Raw genomic sequence first — 17,162 nt, forward strand, 5'->3', positions numbered from 1 at the left:
CCGCGACGGCATCAGCCGAGGCTCAGTTGCGTGCGCGTGAGGCGCCCGTAGATGAAGTACAGCACCGTCGTCGCCGCGAGCAGCAGCGCGCCGAGCGCACAGGCCATGCCCCAGTTGATCGAGATATTCGTGAAGTACGCCACGTAATAACTCACCATCTGGTCGCCAGGACCGCCGAGCAGCGCGGGCGTGATGTAGTAGCCGATCGAGAGAATGAACACGAGCAGCGCGCCTGCGCCCACGCCCGGATACGTCTGCGGCACGTACACGCGCCAGAACGCCGCGAACGGATGGCTGCCGAGCGAGACGGCTGCGCGTTGATACGTCGGCGGAATCGACTTCATCACGCTGTAGAGCGGCAGCACCATGAACGGCAGCAGGATGTGCGTCATCGAGATATAGACGCCCACGCGGTTGAACAGCAGCGCGAGCGGATGCGAAATCAGGCCGGTGCCCATCAGCGCCTTGTTGACGAGGCCCTCGCCTTGCAGGATCACGATCCACGCGGCCACGCGCACGAGGATGGACGTCCAGAACGGAATCAGCACGAGGATCATCACGAGATTCGCGCGGCGCTCGGAGAGCGTCGAGATCCAGTAGGCGAGCGGGTAGCCGAGCAACAGCGCGAATAGCGTCACGAACACGCTGATCGTGAACGTGCGGCCGAATACGTCGAGGTAGATCTGGTGGTCGGGATCGGCGGCGATGATGTTGCCGAACGCATCCTGACGATGGTCGAGCGCCGCCAGCAGATAAAACGGCGAAATGCGCGAGCTATTCTTCGCGATAGCCTGCCAGTAACTCACGTCGTCCCAGCGGTCGTCGAGTTCGACGAGCTTCGCGCGCGTTTGCGCGGGCGTCAGCGTGAGCGGATGGCCGTCGTCGTCCGAGAGCGGCATGGCGTGCGCGGTCTTCGCAACGAGCGAACGAAAGCCGGGAATTTCAACGTTCAGGCGGCGTGCGAGCGCACCCATCGCTTCGCCATCCTGGATCGCCGTGAGATCCTGCGTGAGCGCCGTGAAAGCCGCATCGGGCGGCGCGCTCTTACGGTCCCAGCCGCGCAGCGCCGTGATGGTCTGAGGCAGCGCCGTCGCCACTTCGGGGTTCTGCACCGCGCGCGTGAGCAGCGCGGCGATCGGCACGACGAAAATCAGCAGCAGAAAAATCGCCAGCGGCGCGATCAGCATCAGCGCCATCGTGCGTTTTTTCGCCTGTGCCACGCGCAATTCGCGCTTTAGCCGGGCCGTCGATTCGCTGCCGGTGTCGGCAACGGGGGTCACGGTGGTCATCGTTGTCACAGCCTGTCTCCTACCCATACAACAGGCCGCGCACGGTGCTACGCATCACGCGCGCGGCCTCTCCTCCGTTCATTCATGCAGGCACGAGCCTGCGTGAATGCGCTCGCTTACTTCGCGGCCCACGAAGCGAAGCGCTGTTCCAGCTCGTCGCCGTGGTCGGTCCAAAATGCGAGATTCTGTTGAACCGCGTTCTTGGCGTTCGCGGGCGAGTTCGGCAGGTCCTCAAGCGTCTTCGCGTCGAGCGACTTGATCGCAACCTGGTTCACCGGACCGTAGGCGATGTGCTGCGAGTAGCTCTGCTGCGGCTTCGACGAGATCGTGTACGCGATGTACTGCTCGGCCAGCGCCTTGTTCGGCGAGCCCTTCGGAATCGCCCAGTAGTCGAGGTCATAGATGCTGCCGTTCCAGACCACCTTCAGGTTCTTGCCTTCGCGACGCGCGGCGTCGATGCGGCCGTTGTACACGGTCGACATCACGACGTCACCCGCAACGAGGAACTGCGGCGGCTGTGCGCCGGCTTCCCACCACTGGATGTTCGGCTTCAGCTCGTCGAGCTTCTTGAACGCGCGGTCCTGGCCTTCCTTCGTCGCGAGCACCTTGTAGACGTCCTTCGGCGCGACGCCGTCGGCCATCAGCGCGAATTCCAGGTTGTACTCAGCGCCCTTGCGCATGCCGCGCTTGCCCGGGAATTTCTTCACGTCCCAGAAATCGGCCCAGCCCGTCGGTGCGGTCTTGAGCTTGTCGGCGTTATAGGCCAGCGCCGTCGACCAGACGAAAATGCCAGCGCCGCAGGGCTGCTGCGCAGCCTTCATGATGTCGGCCTTGTTGCCGAGCTTCGACCAGTCGAGCTTCTCGTAGGTGCCTTCGTCGCAGCCGCGCGCGATGTCGCCGGTTTCGACTTCAACCACGTCCCAGTTGACGTGCTTGGCTTCGACCATGGCCTTCACCTTGGCCTGCTCGCCGTTGTATTCCACAGCCGTGATCTTGTTGCCGGTTTGCGTCTGGAACGGGCCGTTGAACGCCGCCTTTTGTGCATCACCGTTTGCGCCGCCGAAGTTCACGACGGTCAGTTCCGCAGCGTGCGCCGCGCCGAGCGAGAGTGCGAGCGCGGCCGCGACCGCTGCAACGCGCATGTTGCCGATCTTCTTCATGGTTAAGTCTCTTCTCCAAGGTGGTGTTTTATCCCGGGCTTTGCGCCCGGTCTTCCCAACGACTACAGACAGACCCGAGCGGATTACCCGCTCAGGCGAACACGCGCAGATGCTCCGGCGCGAATTCGAGCGCGACCGGCTGGCCGGGCGCAAAGCCTTCAAGCGCTTCAGTGCCGAGCGGCACCTTCACGAAACACTCGTCCTGGTGCGGCAGACCGCAGCGCATGCGCACGTGGTCGCCGAAATAGATGAGCCCGCGCGCCTCACCGGCGATCGCGTTCACGCCTGCGCGCGCCGAGCCATTCGCGGCGAGCCTCATGCGCTCGGGTCGAATGCAGGCAACGGCCCCGTCCCCGGCCTTCGCACCCGCGACGTTGCGGCCCGTGAGACGCGTGCCGTCGGCAAGTTCGAACTGGCAGAACTCGCCGTCAACGGCGGAGATGGTGCCGCGCAGGCGGTTGCTGTCGCCGATGAAGTTCGCGACGAACGCATTGCACGGGGATTCGTAGAGGGAGTCGACCGTATCGAGCTGCTGGACGATGCCCTTGTCGAACACGGCGACGCGGTCGGACATCGTGAGCGCCTCGCCCTGATCGTGCGTGACGTAGACGAACGTAACGCCGAGCTTCTCGTGCAGCGACTTCAGTTCGTACTGCATATGTTCGCGAAGTTGCTTGTCGAGTGCGCCAAGCGGCTCGTCCATGAGCACAAGTTTCGGCTGGAACACGAGTGCGCGGGCAAGCGCGATACGCTGTTGCTGGCCGCCCGAAAGCTGCGCCGGGTAGCGCTTGGCGAAGCCTTCCATGCGGACCATCTTGAGGGCGTCGTTCACGCGCTGTGCACGTTCGGCCTTGGGCACCTTGCGCACGCCGAGCGGGTACTCGACGTTCTGCTCGACGGTCATATGCGGGAAGAGCGCATAGTTCTGGAACACCATGCCGATATCGCGCTTGTGCGGCGGCACGTTGTTGAGCAGTTTTCCGTCGAGGCGGATTTCGCCGCCGGTGGGAAACTCGAAGCCCGCGAGCATCATCAGGCAGGTGGTCTTGCCCGAGCCGGACGGTCCGAGCAGAGTCAAAAACTCTCCCTGGTAAATATCGAGGTCGAGTTGCTTCACCACCAGGGTTTCGCCGTCGTACGTCTTGCGCACGCCGCGAAAGCTGACGATCACATCGGAATTCTTCATCGCCCAGTCTCCATCCTTGTATCTGTTCTCACGAGTCGGCGGCCCCTTTCGGGCCACCCTCGGCGATCCGGCGCGATTAAATATGCTTTATGGGGCATTAACCGGATCTGACATCGCGATTACTATAGACGCTTCCGGCTCTATCCTATGGAGCCATTTCATAATTATTGATGGAACCACTTGGGCATGGAGATCCTGTCTGAATGGCTTTCGGCGCAGCTCGAGCAGGAGAGCGCCGAACCCGTATACCGCCAGTTGCTGCACCTCATGCAGCAGGCCATCCTCACCGGCCGGCTCGCGCCGGGGACGAAGCTGCCCAGTTCGCGCTCGCTCGCGGGCGACCTCCACGTCGCGCGCAACACGGTGCTGCACGTCTATGACCAGTTGAGCGCGGAAGGCTATGTGCTCTCGACCACGGGAAGTGGCACCTATGTCGCCGACACGCGCCCCGATTCCGCCGCCGTGAGCCTGCCTCCGCTCGACGGCGCGGACCCGGCGGCCGAGACGACGGCGGCCGCCTCGCCGCGGGGCGACATGTCGTCGCGGGGCCAGCGGCTCATCGACCAGGCCGGGGTATCGGCCAAACAATGGGGCGCGTTCATGCCGGGCGTGCCCGATGTCGCCGAATTTCCGGCGCGCACGTGGAGCCGCCTGCAATCGCGGCTGTGGCGGTCGGCGAGCCACGGCCTGCTTACCTACGCGCCCGGAGGCGGCTACCGGCCGCTGCGCCGCGCGTTGTCGGACTACCTGCGGGTCGCACGTTCGGTGCGCTGCACGCCCGACCAGATCATCATCACGACCGGCATCCACCAGTCGATCGATCTCACCGTGCGCCTGCTCGCCGACGTCGGCGAACGCGCGTGGGTCGAAGAGCCGTGCTACTGGGGTGCGCGCAGCGTGCTGCAATCGTCGGGGCTCAAGCTCACGCCGATCCCGATCGATGACGAAGGACTGAACCCCAGCGAAGCGGACCTGCGCGATCCGCCGCGTATCGCGCTCGTCACGCCATCGCACCAATATCCGCTCGGCATGGTGATGAGCCTCGCGCGCCGGCGCACGCTGCTCGAATACGCACGCCAGCACAAGGTGTGGATCATTGAGGATGACTACGACAGCGAATTCCGCTACGGCAGCCGCCCGCTCGCGTCCCTGCAGGGCCTCGACGACGCGAACCAGGTGATCTACGTGGGGAGTCTCGGCAAGCTGTTGTTTCCGGGGCTGCGCATTGGCTACATGGTCGTGCCCGAGCGGCTCGCGCCCATTTTCCGCACGGGCGTCGCCGAGCTTTACCGCGAAGGGCAGCTCATGCAGCAGGCCGTGCTCGCGGAATTCATCATGGACGGCTATCTCACCTCGCACGTACGCCGCATGCGCACGCTGTACGGCGAACGCCGCCAGCTATTGATCGACGCCGTGACGCGCCATTTCGGCGATGCCCTGCCCGTGATGGGTGAAGAAGCCGGTCTGCATTTCGTGCTCGGTCTGCCCGAGCACGCCGACGACCGTGCAGTAACGGCGGCCGCCCTCGACGCTGGCGTGATCGTGCGTCCGCTCACGGGGTACTACAACGGCGAGCAGAAGCGCCAGGGTCTGTTGACGGGCTATGCCTGCGTGCCGCATGAAGAGATCGAACCGGCCTTCGCGACGCTCGCGCGCGTGATCGAAGAGCAGGTGTTCGCGCGCGCGCCGCACGCGAAGCGGCGCGCCGCGTGAGGTATGCAGCATGACGCGGCACCTCGCCATGCGCGTTACTTGAGCCCGAAGTCGACGCGCGTGGTGGCGCCCTTGTCGTCGATCCCCTTCGCGTCGAGCTTCGGCGCGACGACGAACACGCGGCCCGCATCGACCTTGCCCTCCAGGTACTGCTGCACCGCCTGCGCGCGCTTCTGCGCGAGGTCGCGCAAGGCGGCATCGTCGACGGGTGCGTGATCGGCGAGTGCCTGCTTCATGTCGTCGTCGGGCAGCGTCTTCGTCAGGCCGATCATGTTGCGCGGCTTCTTGAAATCCGCCGACTTGTACGCCTTTTCCAGGTACTTGCTGTACTCCTTGTCGTCGACTGTCACTTGCGACGTGTCCACGCTCTCGCCCTTGCCCGCCGTGTCCTTCACCTTCTGCAGGCGCACCTGGTTATCGACATACGCGGTGCGCAGCGCCGGCGTATCGACCGCCGGGTCGACGCGGCCGATCAGGTCGATCTTGATCGACGGCTTGTCGGTGAGCGCCTTGATGATCATGTCGAGCTTCTTGATATCCGCATCGCTGAGCGTGGCCTTGCCGGCCTCGAACTCGACGTAGCCGAGATCCTCGCCGCCACCGCCAAAGGCATTCGCCAGCAGCGTGAACGGCGCCGTCACAGCCTTCTCGATCAGGTGCAACACCGCCGTCCAGATCAGGCTGCCGAGGCTGAACTCCGGATTCTGGAGCGAGCCCGACACGGGAATGTTCACGTCGATCACACCGTTGTGGTCCTTGAGCAGCGAAATCGCGAAGCGCACGGGCAGCTTCGTGGCGGTGTCGTTCTCGACGTGATCGCCGAACGTCAACTGGTCGATGTACAGGTGGTTATTCGCCGTCAGCAGATCGTTCGCCAGCTGGTAGTGCAGATCGACGTTGAGCTTGCCCTTCGTGATCGGGTAGCCCGCGTACTTCGCCGAATACGGCGTGAGGTTCGTGAGTTCGATGCCACGCGCGCTCGCGGTGATATCGAGCGACGGTTTGTCGATGAGCGGATTCACCGTGCCCTTGATCGCGATCGGGCCATTGGCGGCGAGTTTCGCGGAGATGTCGACGGGCGCGGGCGTCGTCGATTGCGTCCCGAACGCGCCTACCGTGCCGTGGATCTGCACGAGGTCGGCGGTGTAGTTCGGCTTGATGAAGTTGTCGGTGTAGGTCACGCTGCCGTCCTGCAGCACCAGTTGGCCGAAGTGCAGCCTCGTCGGATTTTTCGACGGCTGCGCCGCGGTGACCATGGCCGGCGCCGACGCGCTCTTCGGTGCGGCGGCCGGCGCGCTCGCTGGCTGCGGCGTAAGCGGCACGGGTTCGCGCCCGCCGCGCGTGGCGGCACTCGTGTCGCGCGTGAGCGACTGCGCTTCGCCCGTCTGCTGCGCGACCACGTTCTTGAGATTCAGGCGGCCCTGCGAGTCCAGCACGACGCGGCCGTAGAAACCCGCGAACGTCACGCGGCTTGCATCGACGTCCGTGCCGTGCGCTTCGTCGTAGTTCGCCTTCAGGTTCGACAGCGCGAGCGAGCGCCAGCCCGCGAACGGGCCCGAGGTGGCCTTGTCGAGCATGCGCACGTCGACGAGCGCCGCGTCGCCGCGATAGTTCGCCTTCATCGCCTTGCCCTGCTCCACCGCCAGATCGCCCTTCATGTTGAGCAGCGCGCTCGCAATCACGGCGTTCAGCTCGCTGCCGAAGTACGGCTCGAACGCGGCCGCGTCGAGCCGGTTCGCGTCGATCTTGAGTGTCGCCTTCAGCGGCGTCGGGTTCACGTTGCCGTTGAGCGCGAGCGTGCCTTTGCGGTTCAGCGTCGCCTTCAGGTCGATGGGCAGCGCATGGCCGAGGTCGTCGCTGATCTGCTGCACCTTCAGGTCGAGCGGCGTGATCGCGAGCTTCACGGGCTGCGGCGTGGTGCTGTCCGTGAAGTTGATCGTGCCGTTGTGCAGGTTGAGCACGTCGATCTTGTAGTGCCAGGCCGGTCCTTCCGCCGTCGCTTTCTGTGCCGCACGGATCGCCGTGCGTTCCTGCGCAACCTCGTGGTGGCCCGCGAGCTCCATGAGGTTGATGGTGCCGTTCTTCGCGCGCTCGCCGTTCACGACGAGGCCCGTCGCGTCCACCGAAGCGATCTGCGCGGTACGCGCCGTAAGATCGACCTGCGTCACCTTCACGACGCCCTGCCCGAGCGCGATGGCGGGCGTCTTCTCGCCGCGCCCCGCAGCTTTCAGCGAGTCGAGATTCAGTGTGCTATCACCGACCTGCACCGCGGCAGGCGACTTGGACCAGTCGGCGGTCACCATGGAGTCGAGGCCGAGCTTGCCGTCGATAATCTGCGCGGCGGTCAGATTGTCGATGTACGGCTGCAGCGGCACGAGCGGCAGGTTTGCCACTTCGATCTTCGCGTCGGCGACCTTGGCGACCATGCCGAACGAGCCCGCGGCTTTCACCGTGCCGCCGTCCTGGGTCGCCATGGCGAACGTGTATTTCGCGGGCGTCTTCGCCGTGCTCGAGAAATCGCTCAGCGTGGTGTTGACGTCCGTGAACACGGTGTCGACGGGGCGCGACGTGGTTTCGTCGTGTAAGTGCACTGTGCCGCCGTTGATCGCGAACTGGCGAATCGAGAGGTCGAGCGGTACGGCCTTCGCCGCAGCGGGCTGTGCTGGTGCCGCCGTAGCCGCCGCACCGCTCGCCGCGTTCGGGCTGCTCGCCAGCTTCTCGACACTCAGCACCCCGTTCTTGTCGCGCGCAATCCAGGCGGTGGGCGCATCGAGGCGGATTTCGTCGAAGTGAAACGCATTGCTGAACGGCGCCAGCGACGCCGCCGCGACATGCAGGCTGCGCGCGGCGAAGAGCGGCGCGTTGGCTGTGTCTGCGGTGTCGATGTCGTTCAGGTCGGTGGTGCCCGAGACGTGCAGTTCCGGGTTGTCGCCGGACATCACGAAGGCGAGCTTGAGGTCGGTCGAGAGCTTGCCGTTCTTGACCTGCACGGGCAGTTTCGTCGGCGCGTAGGTCAGGAGGCGTGGCACGTCGAGCGAGTCAAGCCGCAGCGAGACCTCGGATTCGCGCGACGTCGCAAACGGCTTGGTCCGGCCGTCGAACGCGAGCGTGCTGTTGCCGTCGATGCGCGCGCGCAGGAGCGGCTCGACGAAGATATCGGTCTTCGAAGGCAGCGTTGCGATGAACGGAACGCCGACTGTGATGCGGTCGATCAGGTGCTTTTCGTTGAGCAGACGATCGTCGAAGGTGATCTGGCCGTTTTCGATGCGGATATTGGAGAGCGAAAACTGCGTCGGCTTGCTGCCGGGTTGCGAAGGCTTCGAGAACTTCTCGATCAGGTCGGTGAAGTTGAAGCGCTGCGCATCGAGCCGCACGATCGTGACGCGCGGCGAGTCGAGACGTATCTCGTCGACGATGGGCGCGAGGCGGAAAATCGACGTCCACGATGGCCGTACGACGAGCCGCTCGACATCGAAGAAATTGCCTTCGCCGCCGCGCTCGCCAATATGGACGCGGTTAGCTTCCAACCGCAGCGTATAAGGATTGAGCGCGACGCTGCCGATGCTGACCGGGCGATCCAGTTGCTTGCTGAGTTGCTGGGCGGCAACGTGACGGATGATCGGCGGCGCGGCGAAAAATCCGAGCAGCCCGACGACGATGAGGAAGATCAGCACGCCGGTCAGGATGTGCCGGGTGCGGGGCGCGCGGGCGACGGCGCGGACCGTCTGCAGCGAAGAATTCAGCGATGTTTTGTCGAGGCTTGCCATGCTCACTTGCGGGTGACGCGGCAGCAGGCCCGCCGCGTGTAGTGGGACTGGGATGACGGTCGAAGAGGTCGACAGCGGAAAGTATAGGCCCGATGGCCACGCTCGCGGCAAAAGTACGACGTGAGATACGAATGCCCCGCAAGGAAGCGGTGATCGGGCACGGTGGGCGTGCCGGGATGTGACTGGCAGATGACGGCGCAATGTCCTGCTGTGTCAAGCCGATGCCGCGAAGCATCCCGTCCGCTGCATGCGTATCACGTCACTGAATTGTTACGGACTTATTAAGGGCGACGCCCGCGCCTGCACGCCCGGCGTGCACCGGGCGCGCGCCGCGCGCTTCACTGACGCTGAACCGCAGGCGGCTGCCAGTTGCCGTCGACGGCGGCGTGCGTCGCCGCGTAAATGCGCAGCACGAGCCGGAAGTTCCCGCGCGGCACGGGCACCCAGTTCGCGCTGCCGCGCGGACGCTGCGCTGCAACGTGCACGTCGAGCGAGCCGTCGCGGTTGCGCCGCGCGCCGTTGCGGTCGCCGAATGCCACGCGCACGGGCGCGTCCGCATCGAGCGCGCCGTCCGTCGTGTACGCCGTGATCGACCAGAAACCGCGCGCAGGCGGCAGCTGTTTCGCCGTGAAATGAATCACGTAGCGGTTTGCGCCGTTGAGCTGATGGCCTTCGCTGTCGACCGTCACGCGCGCACGTACCTCGTCCGCATTCTTCGCGAGACCCGGCTGCACATACGCGGTGTAGGCACGCAGCGCGTAGTCCGGCCCGTAATTGCCCGCGTCGTCGCCGACCCACTGCCAGCCGTTGCCCGCCAGCACATTCGACGGCGCCGTCGCGACGCGCGTGCGGCCGTCCGCATAGCCGGCGGCCACGGCATTTTTCGCACTGCGCGGAAACTTCACCGCGTCGCCGGGACGCACGCCGATGTCGGCGAGGATCTTGAGCGCGTGCGGGTCCTCAGGCGCGGGCGGGTTGTCTGCCAGTGCCCGCGAAAGGCGATCGAAAAATCCGCTGGCGTCGAGCGCAGCGACCTGCGAGGCCGGCGTGCCCGGCACGACCGGATCGCCGCTCTGGCTCGCTCCCGCGCCCGACGGATCGACACCGCGCCCGCCATGTTCGTCCCACGCTGAAAGCGGCGCGACACGCATCGCGCGCTGCAGCTTGTGCACCGGCGCGAGGTCGCTGCCGCCGCGCGTCTGGATGCGTGCGAGGAACCACACGTAACGCGTGCCGACTTCCACGCGCTCCACATGCGCGGGCAGCGTCCCTTTCCAGCCCGCCAGCACGAACGCAATCGTTTGCGCTTTCAGGCCGCTTACACGATCGCCGAGTTGTGCACCGGTCGACCACACGACGTTCGTCCACATGTCGAGCGCGCGGACGTCCATGTAGCGGCCATGCGTATCGGGCAGGGCCACGAGCACCGGTTCGCTGCCGACATCGAGCCAGCCGGTCGAGCCGAGCGTGTCGAGATTGGGATCGGGCGGGTTCGAGGCGCCCACCGGGGGCAGCGACTGCGCGTGGCGCAGCGTGTTCGCTTCGGACTTGCCGGGGGCGTTGCCGGTCCCGGCTTCGCGTGCGGCGTCCATCAGGACGAGCGGAAAGCCAAAAACATAGGAGTCAGAGACTTCGTCCTTTACCCAGCCGGTGTCGCTCGGCGCGACGCCTGGCACGGACGCACATCCGGCCATGAGGACGACGCCTGCAAGCGCGATGCAGGTCCGGTAAAACGGAAATTCACGACATTTTTTTGTCATTTGTGGATCTTGTGTGCGATGCAGGCGGTGCAGCAATTGACGTCACCAAACCCCGACAAAGCGCGCAGGCCCCCCTGGGCCGTGGCATTCGCGCTGTGTTGTGACAATGCTGCCGAGTGGTATCGTATCGCTCGCGCCACGGCGTGAAAAGCAGTCTAAATGGAATTCTGCGTTACAGACCACACACCGAGGCCACACACCAAGACCAAACACCAGGTCGGCTTTCGACACTGGCCGCGCGTTCGCCGCAGAGCGCCACGCGCCTTCTGGAGACCATTCACATGTATGTTCCCGCACATTTCGAAGAAAATCGGCGCGACGTGCTCGACGCGCTGATCGCCGCACAGCCTTTCGGCTCGCTGGTCACACGGGGTCCCGCCGGTCTCGACGCGAACCATATTCCTTTCGAATTCGAGCCGGCCAACGGCCCGTTCGGCACGCTGCGCGCGCACGTTGCACGCGCGAATCCGGTGTGGCGGGAAGTCGCTGACGCGCCCGAAGCGCTCGTCATCTTCCAGGGCCCGGCGGCTTACATTTCGCCGACGTGGTACCCGAGCAAGCACGAGACGCATCGTCAGGTGCCCACGTGGAACTACATGGTCGTCCACGCGCACGGTCGCATCGTCGTCCACGACGACGTGAATTACGTGCGCGGCGTGGTCGCGCGACTCACGCGCAAGATGGAAGCTGGCGAGAGCGTTCCCTGGAAGATGGGCGACGCGCCCGAGGATTACCTGACGCAGATGCTCGGCGCGATCGTCGGCATCGAGATCGAGGTGACGAAACTCGTCGGCAAGTGGAAGCTCAGCCAGAACAAGACGGCCGCCGACATCGAGGGCGCCGCCAGCACGCTCCTCGGCCGCGAGGGTGATGCGCAGCGCGCGGTCGGAAAGGCCATGCGGGAGTCGGCGCCAGCCAGCAAGTGATGTAGCGCCGGGGTGCTGCGGCTCGTGCAGGCGCTGGCGCCCTGCCAGGTGCGCGGGCACGAAGGCACTCGCGTATTCGGCGTGCTCCCCGTGCTCTGGGCGCATTTCCCGCTTTAACGTGCGGATTTCGCACGAGGATGCGTCGAAAACAGCCTTGACCTTCCCATCATGGGAACGTAGATACTGCCTGACGTCACAACATTCACAGCGTCCCGGCCCACAGCATGAACGATTCCGTCGTTGAAGACCGCGCCCCCACCCACGTCGCCGAACTCGAAATCCACGGCATGACGTGCGCGTCGTGCGCCACCCGCGTTGAAAAAGCGCTTGCCAAAGTGCCGGGCGTGACGCGCGCGTCCGTCAATCTCGCAACCGAAAAGGCCACCGTCGAGGTCCGCGACGACGTCGCGCCCGAAGCGCTGACCGGCGCGGTCGAAAAAGCCGGCTACGAAGCGGCGCCCATCGCCACCGAAACGGCCACCTTCGCCATCGGCGGCATGACCTGTGCGTCGTGCGCCACCCGTGTCGAACGTGCGCTCTCGCGCGTGCCCGGCGTCGCGGGCGTCAGCGTGAACCTCGCAACCGAGCGCGCCACGGTCAACCTGCGTGCGCCACTCACCGGCGATATGACCGACCAGCTCGTCGCTGCCGTGAAGAAGGCAGGCTACGAAGCGACACCCCTCGCCGACGAAGCCACCGCTGCAACCAGCGACGATGAAGCCGCACGCAACGTCGCGGCCCGCGACGCCACGCGTCGCGAATGGCATGCCGTGCTGATCTCGGCCGTTCTGACCGTGCCGCTCGTGCTGCCGATGGTCGGCCATGGGCTCGGCGTCCACTGGATGCTGCCCGCGAGCGTGCAATTCGTGCTCGCGTCAATCGTGCAGTTCGGCTTCGGCGCGCGGTTCTACCGCGCCGCATGGCGCGCCGTGCGCGCGGGCGCGGGCAACATGGATCTGCTCGTCGCGCTCGGCACGTCGGCGGCCTGGGGCGTGAGCGTGTACGCGATGCTCGCGCATCCCGGCGACGACGCGCATCTGTACTTCGAAGCGTCGGCCGTCGTCATCACGCTCGTGCGCTTCGGCAAGTGGCTCGAAGCGCGCGCGAAGCGCCAGACCACCGACGCCATCCGCGCCCTCAACGCCCTGCGTCCCGACCGCGCGCGCATCCGGGAGAACGGCGTCGAGCGTGAAGTCCCGCTCAACGCCGTGCGCGTGAGCACGGTGGTCGTCGTGCGTCCGGGCGAGCGTCTGCCGGTAGACGGCGTCGTGCTCGAAGGCCGCAGCCACATCGACGAATCGCTGATCACGGGCGAAAGTCTGCCCGTGCCGAAAGAGCCCGGTAACCCCGTCACGGCCGGCTCGATCAACGGCGAAGGCGCGCTGGCCGTGCGCACCACGGCCATCGGCGCGGAAACGACGCTCGCGCGCATCATCCGGCTCGTCGAGAGCGCGCAGGCGGAGAAGGCCCCGATCCAGCGCCTCGTCGACCGCGTGAGCGCCGTGTTCGTGCCCGCGATCCTCGTCATCGCGGCGATCACGCTCGCCGGCTGGCTCCTCGCGGGCGCGCATGCCGAAACCGCGATCCTCAACGCCGTCGCCGTGCTCGTCATCGCGTGCCCGTGTGCGCTCGGTCTCGCGACGCCCGCAGCAATCATGGCGGGAACCGGCGTCGCCGCGCGCCATGGTGTGCTCATCAAGGATGCCGAAGCACTGGAAACCGCACACAACGTGAGCGTGGTCGCGTTCGACAAGACCGGCACGCTCACGCTCGGCCAGCCGTCGCTCACGGCGTTCGAGACGGCCGATGGCATTGACCGTGCCGATGCGCTCGCGCTCGCGGCGGCCGTGCAGCAGCAAAGCGATCATCCGCTCGCGAAGGCGGTCGTGAAGGCGTTCGAAGCGCAGGCGGCCGGCAGCGCCCTGCCCGCTGCCGTCCATGCGCGCGCCGTGCCGGGCCGCGGCGTGGAGGCGCAAGTCAGCGGACGACGCCTCGCCATTGGCAGCGGCCGCTGGCTCGATGAGCTTGCGCTCGCGGTGCCGCCCGCGCTCGCGGCACGCGCCAAGGCGCTCGAAGAAGCCGGCAACACGGTGTCCTGGCTGAGCGGCCCCGCCGACGCCGGAGAACCCGACGCGGTGCTCGCCCTGCTCGCCTTTGGCGACACCGTGAAGCCCGCCGCGCACGAGGCCATCACGCGCCTGAAAGCGATGGGCATCCGCAGCGTGCTCGTGACCGGTGACAACGCAGGCAGCGCGGCGGCCGTCGCGTCGGAGCTGGGTATCGACGAAGTCCACGCGCAAGTGCTGCCCGACGACAAGGCCCGCACGATTCGCGACCTCAAGATCCGCACGGGCGGCATCGTCGCGATGGCGGGCGATGGCATCAACGATGCGCCCGCACTCGCCGCCGCCGATATCGGCATCGCCATGGCGACGGGCACCGACGTCGCCATGCACGCGGCTGGCATCACGCTGATGCGCGGAGATCCTTCGCTCGTCGCCGCCGCGATCGATATCTCGCGGCGGACCTGGCACAAGATCCAGCAGAACCTCTTCTGGGCGTTCGTCTACAACCTGATCGGTATTCCGCTCGCGGCGTTCGGCCTGCTCAATCCGATGCTCGCGGGCGCTGCGATGGCGTTCTCCAGCGTGAGCGTCGTCACCAACGCACTCTTGCTGCGGACCTGGCACGAGCGGCGCTGAGCCGGTCTCGTAGTCACCCAGGAATCGCCCGGGAGTCGCCTTGGGTCCGGTCGAACCGGACCAGGCCAAACGATCGTGGAAGCCGTATCGCGTCCGCGCGGCCATCTGGTCGCGCGGATTTCAGCGTTTTTCTTGATTTTCCTCAAGATTTTCCGCTGCGAGCCGTAATGCCGGATGCCGCGTCGTCCGGCGCTGGTTCCCTTTTGCTCACCAGAAGGCACCCGATTCCATGATCCCTTTCCTTCCGCGCCGCACCAGCGTCGGCGTGCGTCTCGCCTTGCTGTCCTGCGTGCTCGTGGCGCTTGCGTTCGCCGGCTTCACGTGGACGCTCACGCGCTCCGCGGGCAACCAGCTCAGCGACGAGGTCCTCGGACGCATTGCCGAGAAAAACCGCTCAGTGGCCTCGACGATCGCTCTCATCGACGGCGCCCTCGAGGCCGAAGTCGACCGCGCGACGACGCTCTTCGCGAGCTTCCTGCCAGGCGGCTTTTCGCTCGACGAAACGCGGACCGTGGACATCGCGGGCGTCGCCGCGCCGACGATGAAGGCAGGCGATCGCGTGCTCGACCTCGACTTCTCGATTCCCGACCAGTTCCTCGAACGCAGCGGGGCCATCGCCACGGTGTTCGCCCGCCGCGGCGACGACTTCGTGCGCGTCACCACCTCGCTCAAGAAGCAGGACGGTTCGCGCGCCATCGGCACGCTGCTCGACCGCAAGGGGCCGGCTTACGCGACCGTGCTTGCGGGCCGTACCTATACGGGGATTGCCCCGCTCTTCGGCAAGCAGTACATCACGCAGTACCGGCCGGTCTCCGATACGAACGGGCACGTGATCGGCGCGCTTTTCGTCGGCGTGGACGTCGGCGCGCAGATCGACGCGATCAAGTCCGAAATCGCCAAGCTCAAGATTGGCGATACGGGCTACTACTTCGTGCTCGACGCGTCGAACGGGCCGTCGCGCGGGAATTTCCTCGTCCATCCAGGCGCCGTCGGCCAGCACTACGACGACGCCAACGCGCCGTACTCACAGATGCTCGAGGCGCACGAGGGCACGCTCGACTATGCATCCGCCGACGCAACGCTCGGCGAGCACGACGCGCGCGAGAAAGTCGTTGCCTTCGCAACCGTGCCGCAATGGAAATGGCTTGTGGGCGGCGTAGCGGCGCGCAACGAAATCATGGCCGACATGCAAGCTACGCGTAACCGCTTCGCGGCGATCGGCTTCGCGCTCGTTGTGGCGTTCGCGGTGCTGTCGATCCTCGCCGCGCGCCGCCTCGTGAGCCGTCCGCTCGACGCCGCCGCCGAAGCGGCCGGACGCCTCGCAGCCGGCGACCTGAGCGTGCGCGTCCGCAACGCGCACGGTGTGCAGGCCGCGCAGACGGACTCCGAAGACGCCGACGAAATCGGCCGCCTTACGCACGCGATCGACGGCATCGGCGAAGGGCTCGCCAAGATCGTCTCGCAGGTGCGCAGCGCGTCGGCGCAGATGCGCGACGACACCTCACGCATCGCCTCCGGCAGCGGCGAGATCTCGACGCGCATCGCGAGCCAGGCCGCCTCCCTCGAACAGACGGCGGCGAGCATGGAGGAACTCACATCGACGGTGCAGCAGAACGCCGATCACACGACGCGCGCCCACACCGTCGTCTCCGGCGCGGCTGACGCGGCGCTCGATGGCGGCCGCGCCGTGGAGCGCGTCGTCAAGACCATGGACGACATCAACCAGGCGTCGCGCAAGATCACGGACATCACGAGCGTGATCGAAGGCATCGCGTTCCAGACCAACATCCTCGCGCTGAACGCAGCTGTCGAAGCCGCGCGCGCGGGCGAAGCGGGCCGCTCGTTCGCGGTCGTCGCGGGCGAAGTGCGCACGCTTGCGCAGCGCTGCGCGGCGTCGGCGAAGGAGATCAAAGACGTTGTCGACGCCAGCGTGAACGAAGTCGCTCAAGGCACCCAACTGGTCTCGCGCACGACAGCGCAAATGCGCGCGATCGACGAGGCCGTGGGCCGTGTGTCGTCGATCATCGTCGACGTGGCGAACGCGAGCAGCGAGCAAGCGGAAGGGATCCGCCAGGTGAACCAGGCCGTCACTCATCTCGACAGCGCCACGCAGCAGAACGCGGCACTCGTCGAGCAAGCGGCCGCTACCGCGATGCTCCTCGCCGATCAGGCTGACGTGCTCGACGAAGCGGTGCGGCTCTTCACCGTGGGCGGTGCTCAAACTGCGCGGCGCAACCCGGTGCGGGCGACGCAGGCGCAACCGCTCGACGAAACGGAATACGCGTGACGACTGACGCTCGGTCCGCATCAAATCAATCGCACCACCAAGGCCGATTGGTCTGAAATATCGGCGTAAGTCCCATCTCGACAGCCAGATTCGCGTCGCACACCATCTGGTCATCAGCACGTCCTAAGTGGGTCTGCTGATCCGAGTAACAACGGCGTTTCAGCGGCTCACCCGGCCATACCGGGTGAGCCGATTTTTTTTGGTGCCAAGGGTGAGCGCTTTCGGGAACCCTTCAGGGATGCGCCGCGCGCCGTATGCGCCCGTACGCACCCGCGTTGCGACAAACGCGTGCGCCATGAGGCTGTTGTGAGATGCGCAAAAACCCGCGGCAAATCTGCGAGTCGCGTTACACTGGCTTGCCGGGACTCTGCG

9 protein-coding genes are annotated in these 17,162 nt (G+C 66.0%); 4 read left to right on the top strand and 5 right to left on the bottom strand.

All coding sequences use genetic code 11. The annotated features are described in order from the left end of the window. Nucleotides 1–11: 11 nt before the first annotated feature. The 3 genes from L0U80_RS23690 to L0U80_RS23700 all read right to left on the bottom strand — a co-directional run bounded on the left by L0U80_RS23690 (nucleotide 12) and on the right by L0U80_RS23700 (nucleotide 3,635). Nucleotides 12–1,289: an ABC transporter permease gene (locus L0U80_RS23690; RefSeq protein ID WP_233871566.1), complete on the bottom strand. Its 1,278-nt coding sequence runs from the start codon at nucleotides 1,287–1,289 to the stop codon at nucleotides 12–14. A gap of 116 nt (nucleotides 1,290–1,405) precedes the next feature. Continuing rightward, complete coding sequence (locus L0U80_RS23695; RefSeq protein WP_233871054.1) at nucleotides 1,406–2,449, bottom strand: ABC transporter substrate-binding protein; 1,044 nt, start codon at nucleotides 2,447–2,449, stop codon at nucleotides 1,406–1,408. A 91-nt stretch (nucleotides 2,450–2,540) separates the two neighbouring features. Continuing rightward, a complete protein-coding gene (locus L0U80_RS23700; protein ID WP_233871057.1) occupies nucleotides 2,541–3,635 on the bottom strand; it encodes an ABC transporter ATP-binding protein in 1,095 nt (364 codons plus the stop codon). A gap of 186 nt (nucleotides 3,636–3,821) precedes the next feature. Here L0U80_RS23700 and pdxR point away from each other — a divergent pair, with 186 nt between their 5' ends. After that, nucleotides 3,822–5,348: a MocR-like pyridoxine biosynthesis transcription factor PdxR gene (gene pdxR / locus L0U80_RS23705; protein WP_373322264.1), complete on the top strand. Its 1,527-nt coding sequence runs from the start codon at nucleotides 3,822–3,824 to the stop codon at nucleotides 5,346–5,348. 35 nt (nucleotides 5,349–5,383) lie between these two features. Here pdxR and L0U80_RS23710 read toward each other — a convergent pair whose 3' ends face one another. After that, entirely contained in the window at nucleotides 5,384–9,115 is a 3,732-nt protein-coding gene (locus L0U80_RS23710; protein ID WP_233871063.1) for a DUF748 domain-containing protein, read from the bottom strand. A 338-nt stretch (nucleotides 9,116–9,453) separates the two neighbouring features. Then, a complete protein-coding gene (locus L0U80_RS23715; RefSeq protein ID WP_233871066.1) occupies nucleotides 9,454–10,875 on the bottom strand; it encodes a DUF1254 domain-containing protein in 1,422 nt (473 codons plus the stop codon). 281 nt (nucleotides 10,876–11,156) lie between these two features. Here L0U80_RS23715 and L0U80_RS23720 point away from each other — a divergent pair, with 281 nt between their 5' ends. The 3 genes from L0U80_RS23720 (at nucleotide 11,157) to L0U80_RS23730 (ending at nucleotide 16,790) form a co-directional block, all read left to right on the top strand. After that, complete coding sequence (locus tag L0U80_RS23720; RefSeq protein ID WP_233871069.1) at nucleotides 11,157–11,801, top strand: FMN-binding negative transcriptional regulator; 645 nt, start codon at nucleotides 11,157–11,159, stop codon at nucleotides 11,799–11,801. A 224-nt stretch (nucleotides 11,802–12,025) separates the two neighbouring features. Next, a complete protein-coding gene (locus L0U80_RS23725) occupies nucleotides 12,026–14,503 on the top strand; it encodes a heavy metal translocating P-type ATPase (protein ID WP_233871072.1) in 2,478 nt (825 codons plus the stop codon). 229 nt (nucleotides 14,504–14,732) lie between these two features. Continuing rightward, nucleotides 14,733–16,790 carry a methyl-accepting chemotaxis protein gene (locus L0U80_RS23730; RefSeq protein WP_233871075.1) on the top strand — a complete coding sequence of 686 codons (2,058 nt, stop codon included), beginning with the start codon at nucleotides 14,733–14,735 and terminating at the stop codon, nucleotides 16,788–16,790. Nucleotides 16,791–17,162 lie beyond the last annotated feature (372 nt).

The organism is Paraburkholderia adhaesiva, from assembly GCF_021390575.1.
GTDB lineage: Bacteria > Pseudomonadota > Gammaproteobacteria > Burkholderiales > Burkholderiaceae > Paraburkholderia > Paraburkholderia adhaesiva.